General features: G+C 41.4%; 18 protein-coding genes. 13 read left to right on the forward strand and 5 right to left on the reverse strand.

All coding sequences use genetic code 11. The features are described from left to right. Positions 1-46: 46 nt before the first annotated feature. Entirely contained in the window at positions 47-625 is a 579-nt protein-coding gene (locus R3O62_RS14085) for an RNA polymerase sigma-70 factor (protein ID WP_005777067.1), read from the reverse strand. Positions 626-771: 146 nt separating this feature from the next. On the opposite strand from R3O62_RS14085, the gene R3O62_RS14090 reads away from it, so the two are divergent. From R3O62_RS14090 to R3O62_RS14115, 6 genes are all read left to right on the forward strand, one after another. Next, positions 772-1,788, forward strand: coding sequence for a FecR family protein (locus R3O62_RS14090; RefSeq protein WP_050496814.1), 1,017 nt, complete (start codon positions 772-774; stop codon positions 1,786-1,788). A gap of 172 nt (positions 1,789-1,960) precedes the next feature. Next, positions 1,961-5,482, forward strand: a complete 3,522-nt coding sequence (locus R3O62_RS14095) for a TonB-dependent receptor (RefSeq protein ID WP_317471601.1) — start codon at positions 1,961-1,963, stop codon at positions 5,480-5,482. 10 nt (positions 5,483-5,492) lie between these two features. Further along, the gene (locus R3O62_RS14100) at positions 5,493-7,508 is read left to right on the forward strand and encodes a RagB/SusD family nutrient uptake outer membrane protein (RefSeq protein ID WP_005777072.1); all 2,016 of its coding nucleotides are present in this window, start codon (positions 5,493-5,495) and stop codon (positions 7,506-7,508) included. A gap of 226 nt (positions 7,509-7,734) precedes the next feature. After that, positions 7,735-9,222, forward strand: a complete 1,488-nt coding sequence (locus R3O62_RS14105; protein WP_234059101.1) for a sulfatase — start codon at positions 7,735-7,737, stop codon at positions 9,220-9,222. 63 nt (positions 9,223-9,285) lie between these two features. Then, positions 9,286-11,973, forward strand: coding sequence for a glycoside hydrolase family 2 protein (locus R3O62_RS14110; RefSeq protein WP_269109703.1), 2,688 nt, complete (start codon positions 9,286-9,288; stop codon positions 11,971-11,973). A gap of 62 nt (positions 11,974-12,035) precedes the next feature. After that, positions 12,036-13,610: an arylsulfatase gene (locus R3O62_RS14115; protein WP_044300120.1), complete on the forward strand. Its 1,575-nt coding sequence runs from the start codon at positions 12,036-12,038 to the stop codon at positions 13,608-13,610. A gap of 310 nt (positions 13,611-13,920) precedes the next feature. On the opposite strand, the gene lepB is transcribed toward R3O62_RS14115, so the two are convergent. Together lepB and R3O62_RS14125 are read right to left on the reverse strand one after the other, a co-directional pair. Beyond that, a complete protein-coding gene (gene lepB, locus R3O62_RS14120; RefSeq protein ID WP_269109704.1) occupies positions 13,921-14,454 on the reverse strand; it encodes a signal peptidase I in 534 nt (177 codons plus the stop codon). Between the two features lie 583 nt (positions 14,455-15,037). Then, positions 15,038-15,475, reverse strand: coding sequence for a DUF2000 domain-containing protein (locus tag R3O62_RS14125; RefSeq protein WP_044300121.1), 438 nt, complete (start codon positions 15,473-15,475; stop codon positions 15,038-15,040). Positions 15,476-15,631: 156 nt separating this feature from the next. Between R3O62_RS14125 and R3O62_RS14130 the strand changes: the two genes are divergently transcribed. Then, positions 15,632-16,099, forward strand: a complete 468-nt coding sequence (locus R3O62_RS14130) for an Lrp/AsnC family transcriptional regulator (protein WP_005777087.1) — start codon at positions 15,632-15,634, stop codon at positions 16,097-16,099. 108 nt (positions 16,100-16,207) lie between these two features. Here the strand turns inward: R3O62_RS14130 and R3O62_RS14135 are convergent, their stop codons facing one another. Both R3O62_RS14135 and R3O62_RS14140 read right to left on the reverse strand, forming a co-directional pair. Continuing rightward, the gene (locus tag R3O62_RS14135; protein ID WP_005777089.1) at positions 16,208-16,531 is read right to left on the reverse strand and encodes a hypothetical protein; all 324 of its coding nucleotides are present in this window, start codon (positions 16,529-16,531) and stop codon (positions 16,208-16,210) included. A gap of 18 nt (positions 16,532-16,549) precedes the next feature. Beyond that, on the reverse strand, positions 16,550-17,398 hold the full coding sequence (locus R3O62_RS14140) for a helix-turn-helix transcriptional regulator (RefSeq protein WP_220653655.1): 849 nt from the start codon (positions 17,396-17,398) through the stop codon (positions 16,550-16,552). Between the two features lie 200 nt (positions 17,399-17,598). On the opposite strand from R3O62_RS14140, the gene R3O62_RS14145 reads away from it, so the two are divergent. The 6 genes from R3O62_RS14145 to R3O62_RS14170 all read left to right on the forward strand — a co-directional run bounded on the left by R3O62_RS14145 (position 17,599) and on the right by R3O62_RS14170 (position 23,817). Next, the gene (locus tag R3O62_RS14145) at positions 17,599-17,994 is read left to right on the forward strand and encodes a hypothetical protein (RefSeq protein WP_317472575.1); all 396 of its coding nucleotides are present in this window, start codon (positions 17,599-17,601) and stop codon (positions 17,992-17,994) included. Beyond that, a complete protein-coding gene (locus R3O62_RS14150; protein WP_005820060.1) occupies positions 17,991-19,295 on the forward strand; it encodes a DUF3440 domain-containing protein in 1,305 nt (434 codons plus the stop codon). Before R3O62_RS14145 ends, R3O62_RS14150 begins: the two co-directional genes overlap by 4 nt. After that, a complete protein-coding gene (locus R3O62_RS14155; RefSeq protein WP_005777096.1) occupies positions 19,292-19,837 on the forward strand; it encodes an IbrB-like domain-containing protein in 546 nt (181 codons plus the stop codon). The genes R3O62_RS14150 and R3O62_RS14155 overlap by 4 nt, the downstream gene beginning before the upstream one ends. 338 nt (positions 19,838-20,175) lie before the next feature. After that, positions 20,176-20,742, forward strand: a complete 567-nt coding sequence (locus R3O62_RS14160) for a DUF3575 domain-containing protein (RefSeq protein WP_022012890.1) — start codon at positions 20,176-20,178, stop codon at positions 20,740-20,742. Positions 20,743-20,767: 25 nt separating this feature from the next. After that, complete coding sequence (locus R3O62_RS14165) at positions 20,768-22,219, forward strand: DUF3868 domain-containing protein (RefSeq protein ID WP_317472574.1); 1,452 nt, start codon at positions 20,768-20,770, stop codon at positions 22,217-22,219. 38 nt (positions 22,220-22,257) lie between these two features. Then, complete coding sequence (locus tag R3O62_RS14170) at positions 22,258-23,817, forward strand: Mfa1 family fimbria major subunit (RefSeq protein WP_005805588.1); 1,560 nt, start codon at positions 22,258-22,260, stop codon at positions 23,815-23,817. Positions 23,818-23,839 lie beyond the last annotated feature (22 nt).

Genomic DNA, 23,839 nt, shown 5'->3' on the forward strand with positions numbered 1-23,839 from the left:
CTCTAAGAATTCTTTTTCAGCAACTGAGGAAAAACTAATTCAATAGCTAACGGATGATTGTCAATACACAAACGAGGGTGGTGATTAGTAAATCTGCAAGATCCTCACGAAGCAGCTTTGTTGCCTGTTGTATGCGGTAAGCAATGGTTTTTATTGAAACTCCGGAAATCTCAGCAATTTCTTTATAACTCTTTTTGGTAAAACGATGCATAAGAAAAGCCTCCCGATAAGAAGTTGGTAACCCATCTATGGCCTCTTTTATTCGTCTGGAAAGCTCTTGAAATTGAAATGCTTCTACACCATGTATTAGCTTTTCCATTTCTTCATAAAATATGGTATCAGCTTGATTTTTCAAATTTTTCTGCTTAATGCAGTTGAGTGACCTGTGATATACCGATTTGAGTAAATATCGACCTAATGAAGTTTCAACCTGGAGTGTCTGGCGATGTTCCCACAACCACAAAATTGCGTCTCCGGCTATTTCTTTTGACTCTTCATTATCTACAAACCTATTCCCATATGCGCAAAGAATTGGGTAGTATTTTTTAAATATACTATCGAAAGCTATTACTTCTCCTTTTCTCAGTGCAATTAATAAATATGCATCTTCATTGCTGTGTTCCATGTCTGCAATGATAATGCTTGTATTTTAAATATATACAATCACTGTTGTTAATTATAAAGTTTATTAATATTAAGTAATGTTAATTATGAAAATGAGTTTAGTATTTTTTATTTCCCGGTTGTCTCTTTAATAAATTTATCATGGAAATGGATTATTCGAATATAGAAGACTTGCTCATTAGCTATTATGATGGTAAAGCGACAGCAGATGAAGTACGGGAAATAGAAGCCTGGATCAAGTCGTCAGATGGGAATAAAAAGAAGGCTATTGACATTTATACTCTTCTTCTTATGACCGACGCACAGCAAGTCGCTGAAAATATAGATTTGAATGAAGAGTTAACCAAAGTGAAAGGGCATATGCAGGGAAGCAAGTATCATATTCCCTGGTGGAGTTGGATGCAGCGCGTAGCCGTGTTTTTACTTATACCGATGACAATTACTATTTTTATTTTGCTCTATCAATCGGGATCTGCTGCGCCTGTCCGTACCCAATTATACGAAATCCGTACACAGCCTGGGATGATTACCTCATTTAGATTACCGGACAGTACTTTGGTATATTTGAATTCTGGTTCAGTTTTGAAGTATCCTTCAGCTTTTACTGGTGATATTCGTGAAGTAAGCTTGGATGGTGAAGCTTATTTTGATGTGACTAAGGATTCCACTCGCAAATTCATTGTTTCAACGCTTCAAAATTCTAAAGTGGAGGTTTTGGGTACACGTTTTAATCTGGAAGCATTCGGCAATATGGATGAAGTCACTACAACGTTGATAGAAGGTAAAGTAGAATTTATATATCAGCAGGCAGGTACTAAACGTAAAGTGACAATGAAGCCGGGACAGAAAACCATTTATAACAAAAAGAACGAAGAAATTTTATTAAAGAGTACGAATGGAGAATCGGAATTGTCGTGGAAAGATATGAAAATGATATTTGACCGAACTCCTATGAGGGATGCATTACGCATGCTGGGGAAACGTTATAATGTAGACTTTATAGTAAATACTTCTAAGTATGACAAATATACATTCACCGGTATGTTTACAGATCAATATGTAGACGAAATCTTGGAAAACTTTAAAATTTCATCATGCATTCGTTGGCGGGTCATTAAGGCAAAAGATAACGATCAGAAGAAGCGGGTTATAGAGATATATTAGAAAGAACCCTTATGTTTAACTAAATTTGATACTATTATGAAACATTACAAGCCTCCTTAATTAAAAAGACATACAGGCATGATGCGCCAACATCTGCCTGTATGTGAAAGCCTTTAAACTGTTTGCGCGCAAACAGAATAAATTATTTCTTAACTTTAATTCATGCAAAGATATGAAGAAAAACAACTATGTCCAACAATTATGGGCGGATAATCCCATGCCTGCCGTTTGGAAAAATTTTCCATTAACTATGAAATTGCTTTTTGTGTTTTCTTTTTGTTTTGTTGGTTTACTATGTGCCAGCGACAGTTATGCCCAACGCACTATAATCAATGTGGAAGCAAAAAATCAGACTGTAAAAGAAGTACTTTCCCAAATTGAGTCACAATCTGAATTTAGTTTTTTTTATAATGATAGTCATGTTGATATTAACCGCCGGGTATCAATATCAACCGGGTACAATAACATCTTTACTATATTGAATGAGGTGTTTAAAAATACTAATGTAAAATATGTTATAAATAACAAGAAAATAATATTGTCCACGAAGATACCGGATACATCTTCCGTAAAACAGACAATACATATAAAGGGAAAGGTGACGGACATATCCGGCGATCCGGTGATTGGAGCTACTGTTATGGAGAATAGCACTAAAAACGGCGTGATAACAGATCTGAACGGAAATTTCACTCTGGATGTCTCTTCGCCTAACACTACTATCACAGTTTCTTATGTAGGTTATGTATCTCAGACTGTGAAGGCGCAAGGTGACAAGGTTTTGTCGATTATTCTGAAAGAGGATATGCAAACATTGGATGAAGTCGTGGTCGTAGGTTTCGGTACACAAAAGAAAGTGAATCTGACCGGTTCTGTATCTACAGTAAATGCTGATGAATTATTGTCGCGTCCGGTTTCCAACGTAAGCCAGGCTTTACAGGGATTGGTTCCGGGAATGAATTTTTCCTATGCTTCCGATGGCAATGGCGGTGAGATAGGTGCGGACATGAAGGTCAATATTCGTGGAACAGGTACTATCGGCGCTGGTTCCAATGCGGCTCCGTTAATCCTGATCGATGGTATGGAAGGAAATATGAATATGCTGAATCCGAATGATATTGAAAGCATATCAGTTCTGAAAGACGCTGCCGCCTCATCTATCTATGGTTCGCGTGCACCTTTCGGGGTAGTGTTGATAACAACTAAGAAAGGAAAAGCCGGGAAGGCAACCGTTAATTACAATAACAGTTTTCGTTGGTCGCAGGCTATCAATCTGCCGCATGTGGCAGATGCATACACATATGCTATGTATTTCAATACTATGCAGCGGAATGACGGTGTAACGGCAGTACAGTTTGATGATACCCGCCTTCAAGCTATCAAAGATTATGCATCGGGAGTGATTACCACTACTACTCAGCCTAATAGGAATACCCCTACTATTTGGGACTGGATCGGCAATACGGATACGGATTGGTATGATGTAGTATTCGGAGGAACGGCATTTTCACAGGAGCATTCGCTGAGTGTTAGTGGCGGAACGGAGAAAATACAGTATTATTTTTCGGGAAATTACATGGGGCAGGAAGGCATGATGGCTATCCGTCGTGATCAATTGCAGCGTTACTCGGTGACAGGAAAGATTAATGCAGAACTTTTTCCCTGGCTTCATATGAATTATAGTATGAAATACATGAGAAAGGATTATTCCAAGCCTACTGCTATGACCGATAATACTCTTTATCAGAATATTTCCAAACGTTGGCCGATGGAGCCTACTGTAGATCCTAATGGATATCCAATGGGAAACACGATCATCCGGCCTATTCTCTACGGAGGTGACAATGATTCTCAGACTGACTGGCTATACCAACAATTCCAGGTAGTAGTGGAGCCTGTCAAGAACTGGAAAATTTTCGGGGAGATTAATTATAAAACGATCGATAACTTTTCCCATACGGCTTCTTTAAAGGTTACACAAATGAATGTAGCCGGTGAGCCTTATTTGGGTGATACCTGGCAAACATCGAAAGTTACAGAAAATGCTGAACGTACCAATTATTTTAACACAAATGTTTATAGTGACTATAGCAGAACTTTTGCTGAGGCACATCATGTGAAAGTGATGGCAGGATTTCAAGCTGAAATGAGCAAATGGAGACAGCTTAAGGCTACGAAGCAGGATTTGATATCAGAATCCGTCCCTAATATAAATGCTGCCACGGGAAAACCTACTATTGACAAGTCTCAACTGACTCATTGGGCTACAGCCGGCTTTTTCGGTCGAGTCAATTACGATTATAAAGAACGTTATCTGTTCGAGATGAATCTTCGTTATGACGGAACTTCACGTTTTGCAAGGAATAAGCGCTGGAACTTGTTTCCCTCGTTCTCTGCCGGATGGAATGTGGCGCGTGAGGCATTTATGGAACCTTATAACGATGTTATCAATAATTTGAAAGTCCGTGGCTCTTGGGGAGAGCTTGGCAATCAGAATACGACAAATCTATATCCGTATATCCAGTTGATGAAGTTTGTTGCTGAAGATCCTAACTCTAATTGGCTGATTGAAAACAAGCGTCCCAACACAGCGAATGCACCGGATTTGATCTCGGCGTTATTAGGCTGGGAAACCATGCGGTCATGGAATATTGGTTTCGATTTGGGATTGTTGAGCAACCGCTTGACTGTAAGCTTTGACTGGTTCAACCGGAAAACCATTAATATGGTGGGGCCGGCTCCCGAACTTCCTGTCACTTTGGGAACGAATGTTCCTAAAGTGAACAATGCCGATATGCAGTCTACCGGTTTTGAACTGGATTTGGGATGGAGAGATCAAATCAGAGGATTTAATTATGGAGTCCACCTGTTACTTTCGGATGACCGCCAGAAGATTTTGAGGTATCCTAATAAGACGGGTAAAATCGACACTTGGTATGCAGGTGAATATAGCGGTAATATATGGGGATTTGAAACCATCGGCATAGCCAAGAGCCAGGAAGAAATGGACGCCCATCTTGCTTCACTGCCCAATGGCGGACAGGATGCTTTAGGCACCAAATGGGGTGCGGGTGATATCATGTACCGGGATTTGAATGGCGATGGTAAAATTACCTCCGGTGCCACTCTCAATGACCCGGGAGACAGGAAGATTATCGGTAACAGTTCTCCTCGGTTCAAATTCGGTCTGGATTTGAATGCATCCTGGAAAGGTTTCGATGCGCGTTTGTTCTTCCAGGGGGTAGCAAAACGTGACGCATGGTTAGGTGATAATATGTTCTGGGGAGCTACAGGTGACATATGGCAATCAGCATGCTTTACTCCTCATCTTGATTTTTTTCGTGAAGGCGATGATTTTTGGAGTCCTAATACAAATGCTTATTTCCCCAGGCCGCTGTCTGTCAATTATGCTAAAAACCAACAGGCGCAGACTCGTTATTTGCAAAATGCCGCTTATGTACGGCTGAAAAATCTGCAGATCGGCTATACTATCCCTGCACGGATAACGTCTAAAATGGGTATTTCCAATCTGCGAATATTCTTCTCAGGAGAAAACCTGTTTACACTTACGGGATTGCCGCAAGGCTTTGACCCGGAAACAATCGGTACCGGATACGGATCAAATTCATATACTTCAGGAAAGACCTATCCGTTGTCTCGTACTTTCTCCACAGGATTTAGTGTTAATTTTTAATTGATGACGTATGAAAAAGATAATTCAATATTTGTTTTTGTTGGCAGGAGGAAGTTTTATTCTTTCTTCTTGCAATGATTTCTTGGATAAGGAACCTTTGGATAGTGTGACTCCGGACAACTTCTTCTTCAATGAAAGTGACTTGGCTGCCTATGCTGTAAAGCACTACAATTTCACGACTCACGGCGGATACAATGCAGGTATTTGGAGAAATGATAATGCAACCGATAATCAGGCTGCTACCAGTTATGATAATAAGTGGATTCCCGGTCAATGGAAAGTGCCGGAAGCTTACAGTGATCCCAGTAATAATGACCCTTGGTATTTTGGGCCTATTCGTGAAGCAAATTATTTTCTTGAAACAGTGATACCCCGTTTTGAAAAAGGAGAAATAGAAGGTACGGAAGCCAATATCAAACATTATATTGGCGAAATGTATTTTTTACGTGCTAAAAATTATTTATCTAAATTACAGACCTTCGGTGATTTTCCTATCATAACAAAAACATTGCCGGACGAAAGCGAGGCTTTAGTTGCAGCCAGTAAACGGGAGCCCCGCTACAAAGTCGCCCGTTTTATTTTGCAAGATTTGGATAATGCCATCGGTATGCTGAGCAATAATATTACAGGTGGAAAGAATCGTATAACCAAAAATGCGGCTTTATTATTGAAATCGAGAGCTGCCTTATTTGAAGCCTCCTGGCTGACATATCATAAAGGTACGGCTTTAGTTCCGGGTGGGCCGGGGTGGCCGGGAAAGGCGGAGGATATAACGGGTTTTAATATCGATACAGAAATTGCATTTTTTCTGAAGGAGGCTAAGGCCGCAGCTAAGGAAGTAATCGGGAATGCGGCTTTGGTACAGAATACAGCAAAAGACTGTACGGATGAAATAGTTAAGACAGATGAAGACGTATATAAAATGAGCAATCCTTATTTTGCCCAATTTTCCGCAGATAACCTGGAAGGATATTCAGAAATATTAATGTGGCGTCAATACAATCTCCTTGAGTATAAAATCATGCATTCGGCTCCTTATTATATTCGAGTGGGAGGAAATACAGGATATACGCGGAATTATGTGGAGAGCTTCCTTTGTCGTGACGGCAAGCCGATCTATGCAAGCGATGAGTATAAAGGGGATGGGGCATTACGGAATGTACGTAAAAACAGAGATTTGCGTCTGCAACTTTTCATGATGACTCCTGGTGAAACACTCAGCCCGACTATCATGAATGGTACTCCCGATTTACTACCGGAAGCTCCGAATCTTTTGGATATAACAGAATTAAAATGTGTGACGGGCTATCAGGTTCGCAAAGGGCTTTCCGATCATTGGTATCGTGATGGCAATACAGCGATTGAAGGTTGTCCGGTATATCGTGTAGCCGAGGCGTATCTGAATTATATTGAAGCCGATTGTATGGAACATAACGGTACATCTATCGGTTCAGAAGCGGCCGGCTACTGGGGGGATCTTCGCGAAAGGGCCGGGTTGCCGAGAGATTATACGGTGACAGTGAATAATACGGACCTTTCCAGAGAGAGAGACTGGGCGGTATATTCGGCAGGAAAAGAAGTTTCTTCTTTATTGTATAATATACGTCGTGAACGGCGTTGCGAACTCATGGCGGAAGGTCTTCGTATGATGGACTTAAAACGGTGGAGAGCCTTGGATCAAGTTAAGGGTTACATTATTGAAGGTGTCAATCTGTGGGAATCCGATTTGAAGGATATGTATATGAAGGACGGGAAGAATCTTTTGGTACAGGAAGGCGAACCGAATTCTAATGTTTCAAGCTATGCCAGTAGTGGTAAGTATCTATGTCCTTATCGGGCTACTAAAACAAATAATCTGATGTATGATGCCGGATACTCCTGGTGTGAAGCACATTATCTGAATCCGATTGCTATTACGCATTTCAGAATCACTGCTTCAGATCCTAATGATCCCAGTACTTCTGTTATTTACCAGAATCCGGGATGGCCTACTGTAGCTAATGAAGGACCGATTGGTGTAAAGTAAAACATATAGAATTTCAATTTGAAAGAAGTTATTGCAAGAGCCTGGGTGGTAGGTAAAAATACCAATTGCCACTATTATATATCCCTAACACCGCTCTTTGGGTAGCCACTCTTTCTTCCTGAGAAAAAATAGTGGGGGGAGAAGGCTTTTGCAATACTTCTTCTTTAACAACAAACTAAAAATGGAAAGAATTGCTTCCTTATTTTTGTTATGTCTTGCGGGTAATATGTATGCAGGAGGCATAAAAGTGGACAAGCGTCCCAATATCCTTCTTTTTCTGGTAGATGATATGGGGTGGCAGGATACTTCCGTACCTTTTTGGAATCAGAAGACACCTTTTAATGAACGTTACGAGACACCCAACATGGAACGTCTTGCCCGGAAAGGTATGAAGTTCACACAGGCATATGCCAATAGCATCAGTTCGCCCAGTCGAGTAAGCTTATTCACAGGTATGAACAGTACCTGCCACAAAGTCACCAATTGGACCCTGGAGAGAAATGCTTCCAATGATGCTCCAAGTGACAAACTCATCTATCCACAATGGAATGTAAACGGATTCTGTCAACAGGACAAGATTGAGCATTGTACCTATGCGACTTCGCTGGCACAGTTATTAAAAGACAATGGATATTATACCATACATTGTGGTAAAGCACATTTTGCCGCACGTTCAACACCTGGTGAAAATCCGCTGAATATGGGGTTTGATGTTAATATTGCCGGTGGAGCTCCCGGGGCTCCCGGCACTTATCAGGGACTTACACATTTCGGAAATGCCTATGAAGGCCATGCGCCATCGAAATTTGCTACTCCCGGCCTTGAAGAGTATCGCGGGAAAGATATTTTTCTGACTGAGGCACTTACCTTGGAAGCGGTCAGGGCACTCGATAAAGTGAAGCAGGAAAACCAACCGTTTTTCCTGTACATGGCACATTATGCCATTCATGTGCCACTGGAAAAAGATAAGCGGTTTTATAAGAAGTATAAGGAGAAAGGACTATCAGATAATGATGCTGCTTATGCGGGACTCATTGAAGGAATGGACAAAAGCCTTGGGGATCTGATGGATTATCTGGAAAAGAATGACCTGATGGATAATACAATCATACTTTTTATGTCGGATAATGGAGGACTGGCGTCGGAGCCTTACTGGCACACGCCTTTGTATGTACAAAATGCTCCGCTCAGTAGTGGAAAAGGATCGGCCCATGAAGGGGGAATCCGCGAACCGATGATGGTCTATTGGCCTGGTGTAACTCAACCGCAGACTGAATGTGACAAATATGTAATTATAGAGGATTTTTTTCCTACTATTCTTGGAATGGCAAAAATCAAACGTTACCATACGGTACAGCGTGTGGATGGAATCAGCTTTATCCCGTTGCTGACCGGTAAAAAGGATACCTCTAAAAATCGGGCCCTTTTCTGGAATTTCCCCAATGGATGGGGGGAAGAAGGGCCCGGGTTCGGAGCCAGTTGTACTATCCGTAAAGGCGACTGGAAGTTGATCTACTACTATGGTACGCAAAAGAAAGAACTCTTCAACATAGCCAATGATCTTTCAGAAAAACAGAATCTCGTACAAAGTCATTCCGGTATAGTGAAAAGGTTATCTGATGAATTAGGTAAATATTTAAGAAAGAATAAAGCTCAGCGTCCGAGATTTAAAAGTACTGGAAAATTAGTGCCTTGGCCGGATGAAGTTCTATGAGAAAGTAAAATAGTCTATCGTTGATATACAGAAAAATACCTAATTTAGTAAAATAGAAGAATTATGAGATTTTCTTTAATCTTTTGGAAAATTGTGCTTATCTGTCTGATGTTGACCGAAGCAACAGGTATTTATGCAGACGGCTACCAGCCATCTTATTCCACTGCCGGCTTTTATTCACTTCCCAACACAGGACGTGCGGTGTATAGTATGAATCCCGCCTGGAGACTTCATAAAGGAAATATCGAAGGAGCGGAACGGCCGGGATTCAATGACAAGGCCTGGAATATCGTATCATTGCCGGATGGCATAGAGTATCTCCCCACTGAGGCCAGCGGATGCGTCAATTATCAGGGTGAGGTCTGGTATCGGAAACATTTTACTCCCGAACCGTGTTGGAGGGGCAAACAGCAATTCCTCCATTTCGAAGCTATTATGGGAAAGTCCAGAATATGGGTGAACGGAAAGTTGCTGAAGGAACATTTCGGTGGTTATCTGCCTGTAATCGTTGATGTCACTCCATACCTGAAATACGGAGAAGATAATGTAATTGCCGTATGGGCGGACAATGGTGATGATCCCGATTATCCTCCCGGAAAACCACAGGACGCATTGGATTTTGCTTATTTTGGAGGAATTTACCGCGACTGCTGGATGATAGTCCACAACCAGGTATTTATTACCGATCCCAATTATGAAGACGAGGCTGCCGGAGGCGGGCTGTTTGTCTCCTTCGACAAAGTGTCCGAGTTGTCTGCACAGTTGAAATTGGACACCCATATACGCAACAACTCCGGAAAATCTTTTGGCGGAAAAATAACGTATGAACTCTATGATCAAGATAACAAATGCATTCTTACCAAAGAAACCGGCTTGTCAGTGAGTAACGGGATTGCCAGACAGTTTTCCTGTAAAGCAACTGTCGAAAAGCCTCACCTCTGGTCACCCGACACTCCCTACCTTTACAAACTGCACATTTATGTGAAAGACAAAGCCGATAACATCATTGACGGATATTGCCGCCGTATTGGTATCCGCAGCATTGAATTCAAGGGAAAAGATGGCTTCTGGTTGAATGGAAAGCCGTATCCGTATCCTCTGATAGGAGCCAATCGTCATCAGGATTATGCTGTAATAGGCAATGCCCTGCCCAACAGTCTGCATTGGCGCGATGCGAAAAAGTTGCGTGATGCTGGATTACGTGTTATCCGGAATGCCCATTATCCGCAAGATCCGGCATTTATGGATGCTTGCGATGAATTAGGACTCTTTGTGATTGTCAATACACCGGGGTGGCAGTTTTGGAATGACAAGCCGATCTTTGCCCGGAGAGTATTCAGTGATATCCGCAATATGATTCGCCGGGACCGTAATCATCCTTGCGTATGGATGTGGGAACCGGTCCTGAACGAAACCTGGTATCCAGCGGATTTCGCCAAGAAGGTAGTAGATGTTCTCAAAGAAGAATATCCATATCCGTATTGTTATGCCGGATGTGATGCGACGGCACGCGGACATGAATATTTCCCCGTCCAATTTACCCACCCGATAAACGGTGGCGGCGGAGCCTTTAATTCCAAAGATTTAGACCCTAAAATCAGTTATTTCACCCGCGAATGGGGAGATAATGTGGACGACTGGAACTCTCATAACTCATCGAGCCGGGTCAACCGCAGCTGGGGAGAAGTGCCTATGCTGATTCAGGCACAGGGATATGCTAAGAATGATTATCGGCTTACAAGTTATGATATACTGTACAGGACTCCCAGACAACATATAGGCGGTTGCCTCTGGCACTCCTTCGACCACCAGAGAGGCTATCATCCCGATCCGTTCTACGGGGGAATCATGGATGCTTTCCGGCAACCCAAGCTATCTTATTATATGTTCTGTTCCCAGCGTCCTGCCGAACCCAACAAAGAACTGATAGCCGATAACGGACCGATGGTTTACATCGCCAATGCGATGACTCCTTTCTCTCCGAAAGATGTGACAGTATATAGCAACTGCGATGAAGTTCGCCTTACCTATTGTAAGGGAGGCAAGCAATATACTTACCATAAGCCGGCGAATGAAGCCGGAATGCCTTCACCGGTTATCATGTTCAAGGATGTCTTTGATGTCATGCACGACAAAAAGTTGGCACGACAAAACAAACAGGCGGATTCTTATCTCCTGGCGGAAGGAATAATGAACGGAAAGGTGGTTGTGACACATAAAGTAACGCCTGCCCGTCGTCCCGTGAAATTATTGCTTTGGGCGGACGATGAGAAAGTACAGATGAAAGCGGACGGTTCGGACATAGTGACAATCATAGCCGCCATCGCAGATGAAAACGGGAATATCAAACGTTTGAATAACTACGAAGTCAAATTTGAGATTGAAGGACAGGGGCAGCTCGTTGCCGATGAAGCGACATTTACCAATCCCCGTCCGGTACTTTGGGGAACTGCCCCGGTGCTGGTAAGGTCTACCACTACACCCGGAGAAATCAAGATTCGCGCATCGGTGGTATGGCAAGGCAAACAGACTCCCGTTCCGGCAGAATTGATTATTTCCACTTTTCCTTCAGAGCATACTCTGATAGCGGACAAAGAGGAACTGGCACAAGCCCAATCAACAGACGGGCGTAACAACGAAAAAGCAATTACTGTCTCTTCTGATTGTGAAAAGCGTGTCCTTGATCTGCAACAGGAATTAAGCCGCCTGAAACTAAAAGAGGTAGAAAAACAGCAGAGTGACTTTGAATAATCACCCCGGCTTGCTGTGGATAGAATAAACACATATTTATTTCAATTTTAAATTATAATCATATGAACAGAGTATTGTATACTTCATTCTTGTTAGGAGCCGGGCTCACCTGTATAAAGGCCCAGACAAATACTCCTCCTAACATTGTATTGATTTTATGTGACGACATGGGCTTTTCCGACCTGGGTTGTTACGGAAGTGAAATCCAGACCCCAAACATCGACAGTCTTGCAGAAAACGGTGTTCGCTTCAGCCTGTTCAAGAATACAGGAAGAAGTTGCCCCAGCCGTGCTGCTTTGCTGACAGGGCACTACCAGCATGAGGCGGGCATGGGATGGATGACGGCAGTAGATGAACATCGCCCCGGATACAGAGGACAGATTACGAAAAACATCCCTACTATTGCCGAAGTGATGAAGGCGAATGGTTACAGCACTTATATGAGCGGCAAATGGCACGTTACAGTAGATGGAGCTTTTGATGCTCCTAACGGCAGCTATCCGGCCCAGAGAGGTTTTGACAAATATTACGGTTGCCTGAGCGGAGGAGGGAATTATTATAAACCGACTCCCGTATACAGTAATCTGACCCGAATTACCGAATTCCCCGATGATTATTATTACACCACTGCCATCACCGATTCGGCAGTAAGTTTTGTCAAACAGCATCCTGCAGGCAGACCGATGTTTATGTACGTGGCTCATTATGCTCCTCACTTGCCTCTTCAGGCTCCTGCTGATCGCGTGGGTAAATGCATAAATCGGTATAAGGTGGGATATGACGTGCTGCGCAAGCAGCGTTTCGACAGATTAAAGAAGTTGAAGTTCATTCCGGACGAAATGGATTATCCCGTCTTCCAAAAAGAGTTTGGTGGAAAACGTCCTTCTTGGGAAACACTCACACGAAAACAACAGGAACAATGGATTACCGATATGGCTACTTATGCTGCTATGATTGAAATCGTGGATAGCGGAATTGGTGAATTGGTGGAAACAATCAGGCAAAAAGGGATGCTGGATAATACCGTATTTATCTTTTTAAGTGATAATGGCGCAACAAAAGAAGGCGGATATTTGGGACAGCTTATGGCTGACTTGAGTAACACCCCTTATAGAAGTTATAAGTCACAATGTTTTCAGGGAGGTACAAGTACACCTTTTATCTTATCCTATGGAGATGCTGAAAAAAATAAGATGAAAGGTCAGATTTGCAGACAACCGGCTCATATTATTGATATACTGCCTACTTGTATAGATCTTGCCACAGCCACTTACCCTTCGGATTTCAAAGATAATTTGCCAGGTAAAAGCTTACTTCCTTCAATCAATGGGAAAAAAATAAAGCCCAGAGAATTATACTTTGAACACCAAAGTTCCTGCGCTATTATTTCCGATCATTGGAAACTGGTACGTGGCAGCCAGAATGAACCATGGGAACTAATTGATTTAAAGACGGATCCATTTGAAACAAAAGATCTGTCCGCTCAATATCCGAAAGAAGTGAAAAAGCTGGAGGCTAAGTGGAATAAATGGGCGGAACGCTCTAATGTGTTTCCACTTGAAGATAAACCCTGGTCTGAAAGAATCAAATACTATATAGAGCGAAACCCGGATCAAAGCGGAAGAGAAGCGAAATAGTAAATGTTCCATGTTTTAATAGGAGCTGTATATATCCGGGGCTGTGTCAAAACTCTTTTTACCACAGATTACACAGATTATCACAGAATAAGAATGTTGATAATCAATAACTTAAAAATCACTCTATGTTACTCTGTGTCCTCTGTGGTGAGTTTCGACACACCCTCTTTTAGTTCATCTGTATCGTTGAACAATGGGCTTTAGGTATACAAAAAATTCGTTGCGCTTAAGTGATATCAACTTTAACCTATTTGAAGTTCTTGCTATTCATTGTTTTGTGGTATGATAAATCGGGGATATCCTCAGATGTTCATTTTCTTTTTGCACTTTTACCGATAATTGAATCCGCAGCTATGCATCCTTGCGAACGGCTGTCAATTGAGCCACTTCTGTAATCCCCTGCAACGAAGTAGCTGCCCGCCGGAACAACAATCGCAGACGTGGTAGCCGTTGTCGAATCTATGGGTACAACGCTTTTACAGGTGTTTACCTTTATGTCGTTGGGCAGACGTTCGCAATACTCTTCACATTCATCATCTTCATAGAAAAGCTTTCGTATAAATTCCCATTCGCACTTCTTGCCGTTAATGATACATTGCTGATCCTGAAAACGGATAGTGTCACCAGGAAGTCCGACAATTCGTTTAAATGCCCTCTCCTGAAAGCCGGGTATATATGCATAATATGCGATCACATCTCCATAAGTCAGGGAGTCTACCGGAATAAGACTAACCACTTCACCAACTTGATAGTTCGGATACATTCCGGTACTACCCAATTCAACTTTTTGACTACATGCTACCAATATCAATGGTACGACAAGTGAATACAATCGCTTTCTCATAAGTTCAACTTTTATTTATTCAGGAATTCGTCATGATTTAGATAATATTCAATAGCTTTTATGTAATCTTTATATAATGTTTTAAGATTTAATTTGTATTGAAAATTCAATATTCCTTCGAATGTTTCAACATCGACCAACGAACGTATATCCAAATTGGATGCCTGTTTCGTAAGCAAATATAACGATTGTTTTTTATGGCATAGTAGAATATGCCAAATAGTTTGGACTATTGCGTTTTTTTCAAATGATTCTGATTCTTTCTGTTGTGTTGCAATGTTCCGGGCATAAATTGGAAGCTGGTGTTATTCCCAAAACTGTGTTCTCTGCAATAAAATACAGAGAACCTCCGCATAATCCCGCAAGGAAAAGAAGTAATTCATCCTTCGGGCAATTAGCCCAAAGTTTTCCGTGTGATATTATCCATATACATGAATAAGCTAAAATAAAACGGCATAATAGAATCTCTACCAGTGGTAATCTTTCATTGATTAATACTTTGGCAGAGACAAAAATGGTACCCTGTATAACAACCGTCAGTAAAGAGATAATAGGGTATAGTATATTCTTATTTTTATACATTTTATCTGATCAGGCTTAAACAGCCGGTTACTTTATTTATAATTTTCTTCTCGGCACAAATTCCAATGCCAATGTAGTGCAGGTCTGCTTCATTGGCACTATACATTTCCCGTTCGTATTCATCATAAGTTTTAGATTGTTGAGCAATAGTAGAAAAATCGACTAATACCAGCTCTTCTATTTTTAAAGAATTGAATAGCTTACGGATTTCTTTTATCTTTTCTTGCGAAGCTCCAAGTATAGGAATTGGGAGTTGGGTTATGCCTAAATGTTTTTCGCCTTGTTTATCGTATACATCATGACTCACAATGTTATTGACTTTACATCCAAGTGTCATGGACAAGACACTGGCAATGTTAGCTACTATGCCCGTAGGTTGGGCGTTATCAATCACTAAAACACATTTGTGTGTGGAACTTGAAAGATTCTTTGTTTCCATATATTTATATTGCTTTTGTGCTTGCAAAGTTATCTATAATGGATTATTTTCCTATATGTCGGTTTAAAATACGATATTATTCCTATATTTGCTTGTTTTTCTATTCTATTTTCCTGAAAAGGAGAACTTAAACCATTTAAAATAGGAAAAAAGACTATGGGGCAATTAGACAAAACCGACATTGAAATACTTCAGGTATTACAGAAAGACGCTAAGGTAAACACTAAGGAGCTTTCCGAGAAGCTTCATATTTCCAAAACTCCGATATACGAACGCATCAAACGGCTGGAAAATGATGGCTATATAAAAGGGTATGTTGCTTTGGTAGATAATAAGAAGATAGGACTGCCGTTAATTGTCTTTTGTAATGTCTCTCTGGCAGTTCATGATGACGAACATATTAAACGTTTTCAAGAAGAGATAAAGAATATAGATGAAATCATGGAATGTTATTCTACCGGTGGTATTTACGACTTCTTCATTAAAGTAGTTTTAAAAGATTTGGATGCTTATAATCAATTTGTTTTTGAGAAACTGACTAAGGTACACGGTATCATTAAAATGCAGAGCTCATTTGTTTTGAGTGAAATTAAACATACAACCGTATTAAATATCGATAAATGATTTATAAGGGGGGACTAACTATAAAATAAGAATTTTCCACCTAAGATTTGAATATCCAATGTACGGTTCTGCAGTGCCTTTCTTAGTGAGACGCTGTGATAATCGATTTTACGGAGGGAGTAATGCTTTCCAATTCAGGAAGATATTTTCATCTTCGTTGAAAGGAGGAAGCAAAATTTTGATAGAGTCATCCATCACGGATGTCGGATATTTCTTTTCAAGCTTTTTTATAATTGTTTTTTTTACTCGGGCTATGGCATAACTCTCTTCAGGCTGCACTCCAAAGAGTTTTCTTACTTCGATTTCCGGGAAGAGCATACATAACAAGAAAGCCGACCATTCATAAGTATACCAGTAGCCGTTGACGTAGTTCAGATAAATGCCATTTCTGTTATTTTGTTCCCGTCGCAATACAAATTCTATTTTTTCCATTTTTCGGGTCAGGACTTCTTATTCTGCAATTTTTTCTCTGAATTCACTTGGAGTGATTCCAAGCTTTTTTTTGCAATAGGTGGTGAAATGTGAGGGTGAGGCAAAGTGAAAAGTTCGGGCTATCTCACTGATGGGGATATCGCGATTGGCTAATTGTCCTTTGATGTGGCGTGTTTTTTGGGTGAGAATCCAATTATAGGGAGTATCATGAAAACAACTTTTAAATTTACGGTTGAAAGAGCGCTCGGAGCAATGATATAGTTGTGCAAACTGTTTGATGTTTCGTACTTGTCTGTAATTTGCGAGTACGAAACTCTTGAAGTTTAGATCTCGTCCTAAGATAGGCATTAGGAAATGTGCCATTTCTGTCTGGTTGTAGAATGTTCCGAATGCCATGAATACCTCTTTTTGTTTTAATTCGTGTATATGGCTACACTGAACTTTCTGTTTTAGATAGAAGCAAATACTGTCCAACACATGTCGCAATGGAGGATAGATAGGTAAGGAGTATAAATAAGTATTTTCGTATTCAGAGTGAATGGTAAGTGATTCGATAGACGTCTTATTATAAAGATTTATCTGGTTATCAAAGAATAGCAATACAAATTCTGTCTCTGTCATGCTCTTGCTTTTATTCGGGTCGTTTTGGGGAAAGAGAATCATGTTTCCTTCAGCAACGTGTTGATTGTGGAACTCACTGCAAGATGTCAGGAGTTCTCCTTTTAAAAGAAATAAAATGCACGAGTGATGATGATTATCTACTTTAAAATCGCCTCCTGAGAAGAGTCTTTGGTGAATAAAGCATATGTTGTAATCAGATACATAATTGAGGCAAGTGGTGTGTCGTTTTATATGTAATAATTTCATAGTCAAGCTATTTCTTATTTTAATAATTATATAAGAACAAAAAAGGAAAGCGGGAAGTTTTATATTAAAAAGACACAATGTTTTATAATCGTGCCATCTTTTTTCTTTTTGGTTTTTTATAGTTATATCTGCATTTTGCTTTCATTTTTTATCTATTTTTGCCATTTGCATAGATTATATACCAAAAGGGCTTTGATACCATGATACAAACAATACAAGTGCAAGGAACAGAAAAACGCTTATACCAACTTATAGCTCCGTTAGTGATGAATCCGGATGTTTTGAGTGCAAATAATAATTATCCTTTTAAAACGACTGAACACTATGTGTGGTTCATTGCTGTAGATAAAAAGTCTGTTGTTGGCTTCATGCCGGTAGAGCGGAGGAGAAGCGGTTGTGTTATCAATAACTATTATGTCTGTGATGATAACCGTGAAACACTCTCTTTATTAATTACTACCACCTTGGGGGCAATCGGCTCGGAAGTACGGTTGTGTGCCGTTGTCATGGTCGAGCATCAGGCAGTGTTTGAAAAACATGGGTTTATAGTAGAGAAGGCATGGAAACGTTATGTAAAAATGCAAAAAGATGAATGATGATTAAAACAGCAACTACCCCTAAAAATGTATATGAGTTAGCGCAGGAACGTTTGCGTATCATTTTCAATGAGTTTGATAATGTCTATCTTTCCTTTTCGGGAGGTAAAGACAGCGGGGTGTTATTGAGTTTATGTATTGATTATATCCGTAAGAATAACCTGAAAATAAAACTCGGGGTTTTCCATATGGATTATGAGATACAATATAAAATGACAATCGATTACATTGCCCGTATGTTGGAGGACAATAAGGATATTCTGGAAGTATATCGTGTCTGTGTACCGTTCCGGGTAGCAACCTGTACATCCATGTATCAGTCTTTCTGGCGTCCGTGGGAGGACAGCAAAAAGGAATTGTGGGTACGTCCGATGCCTGAGAATGCCATGACGAAGGAAGACTTTCCTTTTTATAATATACAGATGTGGGACTATGAGTTCCAGATGCGTTTTGCCTCTTGGCTGCATACTAAAAAGGATGCCGTGCGTACTTGTTGCCTGATTGGTATCCGTACACAAGAAAGTTTCAACCGTTGGCGTTGTATCTATCTCAATCGTAAATATCAGATGTATCATCGCTATCGATGGACCTCAAAGGTGGGAAACGACATCTTTAATGCATACCCTATATATGACTGGAAGACAACGGACGTATGGACAGCTAACGGGAAATTTAAGTGGGATTACAATAAACTATATGATTATTATTACTGGGCAGGGGTTAATCTGGAGCGTCAGCGTGTAGCCAGTCCGTTCATAGGTGAGGCGCAAGAGAGCCTGGCACTTTATCGTGCTATTGATCCGAATACATGGGGGAAAATGATAGGCCGTGTCAATGGGGTCAATTTTACGAGTATGTATGGAGGAACTCATGCGATGGGATGGCAGTCCATCAAACTTCCGGAAGGATATACCTGGCGGGAATTTATGTATTTCCTGCTTTCCACTTTACCCGATCGAACCCGAAACGGATATCTTCGTAAGTTGCAGGTCAGCGTTCAGTTTTGGCGTACAAAAGGAGGATGTCTGAGTGACGAAACAATTCGTAGACTGAATGCGGCAAAAGTGCCTATTATCGTTATGGATAGCTCCAACTATAAAACGAACAAGAAACCGGTTCGTATGGAATATCAGGATGATGTCGATATTCCGGAATTCAGGGAAATTCCCACTTACAAGCGTATGTGTATCTGTATCTTGAAAAATGATCATGCTTGCAAGTATATGGGATTCTCTCCGACGAAAGAGGAGATGAGTAAACGAAATCAAGTAATCGAACAATATAAAAACATATTGCAATGAGTATAAAGAAAAGTCCGGTATATAATGTAATTGCGGTTCCGGTTGAAAAAGTACAGGCCAATGATTACAATCCCAATATAGTGGCTCCTCCGGAAATGAAGCTCCTTGAACTTTCTATCTGGGAGGATGGGTTCACTATGCCTTGCGTTTGTTATTATGATAAGGAGAAGGATATTTATATCCTTGTCGATGGTTTCCATCGTTATTCTGTGCTGAAGACCTCCAAACGTATCTTTCAGAGAGAAAATGGGATGTTGCCTGTAGTGGTGATCGACAAAGATCTTTCCAATCGTATGAGTTCCACTATCCGCCATAATCGTGCCCGGGGTACACACAATATAGAATTGATGTGTCACATTGTTGCCGAACTGGATAAAGCAGGCATGTCCGACCAATGGATAATGAAGAATATTGGTATGGATCGGGATGAGTTGTTGCGCTTAAAGCAAATATCGGGTTTGGCTGATCTGTTTGCCAACCGCGACTTTAGTATTCCTGAAGAGGACCAGCCGGGAAATGTCGATAAGAAGCCTGCCCGTTAAATTAATCTTGCAGGCATAGATTTTACAAGCATATATCCCATCGTTGACGGGCATATTCTGTATAGAATCTATGCCTGTTTTTTTGCCCCTTCTTTTTGCCCGGATCGCAACATACTGCTGTTTTGTTTGCGGAAAGCGAAACTACGCAGAACTTTCCCCTCCCTTTTTTACATTTAGCAACTTCATTTCATTAAAGCCTCATTATTAGAATTTTTATTATTCTTTTTTCTTCTATAAGAGAAATGAATACAATTCCCGGAATGATACAATTCCGCGATATTTGTCATGTTCATTTTGAGCAAGTTTTTTAGTCAGTATATATAATAGAAGAAACGAGTATGAAAAAGCTAATTCTGTTTGGAGCCGCAATATCGATTTCAGTAGCTATAAGTGCACAGCATGTCGCTCTGAAAAACAACCTTCTGTATGATGCTACCACTACACCGAATCTGGCATTGGAGATAGGGCTGGGCAAGAAAACCACACTCGATCTGTATGGCGGTTACAATCCGTTTACGTTGGGGGGGAACAAGCGTTTCAAGCATTGGCTGGTACAGCCGGAATTTCGTTACTGGACCTGCGAACGTTTCAATGGAACCTTTTGGGGACTACACCTGCATGGGGGTGAATTTAGCGTGGCCGGTATCCATTTGCCTTTTAAGATGTTTCCTTCACTCAAAGATCATCGTTATGAAGGGTATTTCTATGGAGGAGGCGTCAGTGTGGGACATCAGTGGGTGCTGAGTAAGCGTTGGAGCTTGGAAGCCTCGGTCGGAGTGGGATATGCTCATTGGGTATACGATAAATATCGTTGTGTGAACTGTAGCCCTAAAATAAAGAGTGGACATAAAAATTATGTAGGTCCTACTAAAGCAGCTGTCTCTTTAGTCTATTTTATTCGCTAAGTTGAATTTTTTAAAAATGAAAGATATGAAAAGGTTTTATTTTCTGATATTGGGTTTTGTTCTTTATAGCATGGGCATTCAAGCGCAAAATACTTATCAAGGTCATATCGTTTTTGGACAGCATCATGTAGTCCGGAAGGGAGGGGAGTTGAATCTGGATGTATCCCTTGATTTGGAAACCGTGAAGTTGGGTAGTCAGCAAATGGTTGTACTTACACCGATTCTGCAATCTGCCGGAGGCGGGGAACAGAAACAGTTTGCTCCTGTAGTGATTGCCGGACCCAAGCGATATCGGGCCCTGAAACGAGCTTTGGCTTTTGGCTCTGCTGATTTTGATACGCTTCCTATGCTTGTCGAAAAACGGAAAAACGGAATGCCCCAGGTGGTGGATATCCATCTCAGGTTACCATATGATGAATGGATGCGGCAGTCAAGATTTGTTTTCCATGAAAAAGTGACCGGTTGTGCCGATTGTGCTGTCGGGCGGGATGAGCATATTGTCATGACATCGGTATTTGACGAGGTGTTTACGCCCCGGTATGAATTGAGCTATGTAACTCCACCGGTGGAACCGTTGAAGCAACGTAGCGAGACTTATACGGCCCGTCTGAATTTCGAAGTAGATAAACACGTTTTGTTACGCAATTATAAGAATAATGCCAATGTACTTGCTGAAGTAGATCGGATTGTCCATGAGATACATAATGACTCCAACCTGACTGTAACGGAATTTAAGGTTACAGGCTATGCATCACCTGAGGGCAATTACAATCGTAACATGAAGTTGTCGGAAAATCGGGCATTGGCGTTGGTCGGTTATTTGCGGAATCGTGGGGGAGTTGACAGGTCTTTGTTAACCGTTGATTGGAAGGGAGAAGACTGGACAGGTCTGCGTAATGAAGTCGCAGCTTCTCGCCTGAATGATAAAGAGGTTATACTCGCTCTTATCGATGGGGAGACTGATATTACCCGGCGAAAGAATCGGTTGCAGGCTTTGAATGGGGGCATTACCTACCGAATGCTATTGCAAGACTATTATCCGCCTTTGCGTCGTAACGAATATACCATTGCCTATGTGGCACGTGCTTTCAATGTAGATGAAGCAAAAGAACTGATTAAAACAAAACCCTGGTATCTCAGTCTGAATGAGATGTTTCTTGTAGCCGATACCTATCCCAAGGATAGCAAGGAGTTTAAAGAAGTGTTCGACATAGCTGCTCGTATTTATCCCGATGATCCGATAGCACAGCTTAATACGGCGGCACTCGAATTGGAGAAGGGTGCTGTAGATGCTGCTATTATTCGTCTGCAAAAGCTGGATATGCCCGAAGCGTGGAATAATTTAGGAGTGGCTTACCTGATGAAACAGGAATATGAGAAAGGAGGAGAATATCTGGAGAAAGCAATAAATGCCGGTATACAAACGGCAGTATACAATATGGGGCAGTTAGCGGCTTGGCTAAAAACCCAGGAGTGACCAATAAATGTATTTATTAATTAAACAATTGTAGAACTATGAAAGTAGAATGGAAAAAACTAATGTTCGGCCTCGCAATCGGAGCCGGAATGATGATGATGGTATCTTGTAGCGATGAAGAGAATTTTGACCCTGGCGGCAGTCCCGGTAAAGAAGTGCCGGAACCAACGGAGAAAGCGTTTCTCTCCATGCGCTTATCTACCGGTTCGTTGGCCGGTACCCGGGTGGCAGTCGACCCGACAACCTCGGGACGTACAGAAGAACAGGTGGTAAATCATGTACGCATGGTGCTGTATGAAACCAAGAATAATACGGTGCGATACTCCTGGGATCTGAATGTATCTACTGATGGAGTGAATGAATTTACTGGAGGAGATGTAGTCAGAGGAGAAGACGTGCCTTCGGCTACTCCTACAGTGAGCCGTTTTGTGACGGTGGGGCGTGAAGTGGTGAAGCAGGACTATGAATTGCTTATTCTGATCAATCCTCCCGGCGAATTACTGGAAATAACCGAACAAGGAAATCCCAGAAGTTATTTATCACGTGCTGCCAACATGACAAAAGAGTCGTTGATACAGCCTTATGGTATTGCCGCAGACAATAACTTTTATATGACCAATCATCAGGATCTTATTTTTGTTCCTGAAGTAGAACTGAAGGATAATCAGCGGATGGCTGAGGAAAATCCGGTGAGGGTAGAAGTAGAGCGTGCAGTAGCAAAAGTGGTTGTTAGTGGGGTGCCTGAAGTAGTGCCGCACGGAGACCGGATTGATAATTTGAAATGGGGGCTGGATGTAACCAACCAGTATACTTATTGGATGCGTAAAATGACTTTTATCGCTAATTCGGGTGGTGTGCCGGGCGAAATGGAACAGCTCAATAGCGGATACAGGGAAGAACGATATGCCGAGGACCCGAACTTTACCGGATTCAGTGCATGGAATGGTGGAAATCCTGCCGGGCAATTTGAATACCTGTCCGGAACTCCGGAGTTGACGAAGGATTTTGATGATTATGATTATACTCTGGAAAATACAATGGAAGCTGTTGAACAGCGCCATGACGTTACTACCCGCGTAGTGATCAGTGGTACTTATACACCGAATGGCTTTGGATCGGTTGCAACTCGTAACAGTGGTGGCATCAGCTTCTACTATTTCAAAGGTAATGCTATCAGAGTAGAAGCCATGAGAGACATGGTGAATGACAGGAACCTGATTCCTCAGGAATTGCGTGACGCCGGATTGGAACAGGCTATCAACGATGTACTGGCATGGAATCCGAATGCGTTTAACTCACCTACGGCTTCATTTTCGGTGGGTGGCCTTAATTTCTACTATGAAGGAGTGTGCTATTATACTGTCCTGATTCGCCATTTCTCCAATAATATGGTACCCGTACTGATGGGATATGGACGTTATGGTGTAGTGCGTAATAACGTTTACCAACTTAGCATCAATAAGATTATTGGTCCGGGACAGCCGGTGATCAATCCTCCGGGAACAGATCCGGATGATGAAGATACCTCTTGGATCTCGGCAGATGTCAACATTATGCGGTGGTATATCCGTAATCAGAATGTAGAGGAACTTTTATAAATTCTTTCTTATTTAAACTAAA

The sequence above is a fragment of the Bacteroides hominis genome (assembly GCF_033042785.2).
GTDB classification, from domain to species: Bacteria; Bacteroidota; Bacteroidia; order Bacteroidales; family Bacteroidaceae; genus Bacteroides; species Bacteroides hominis.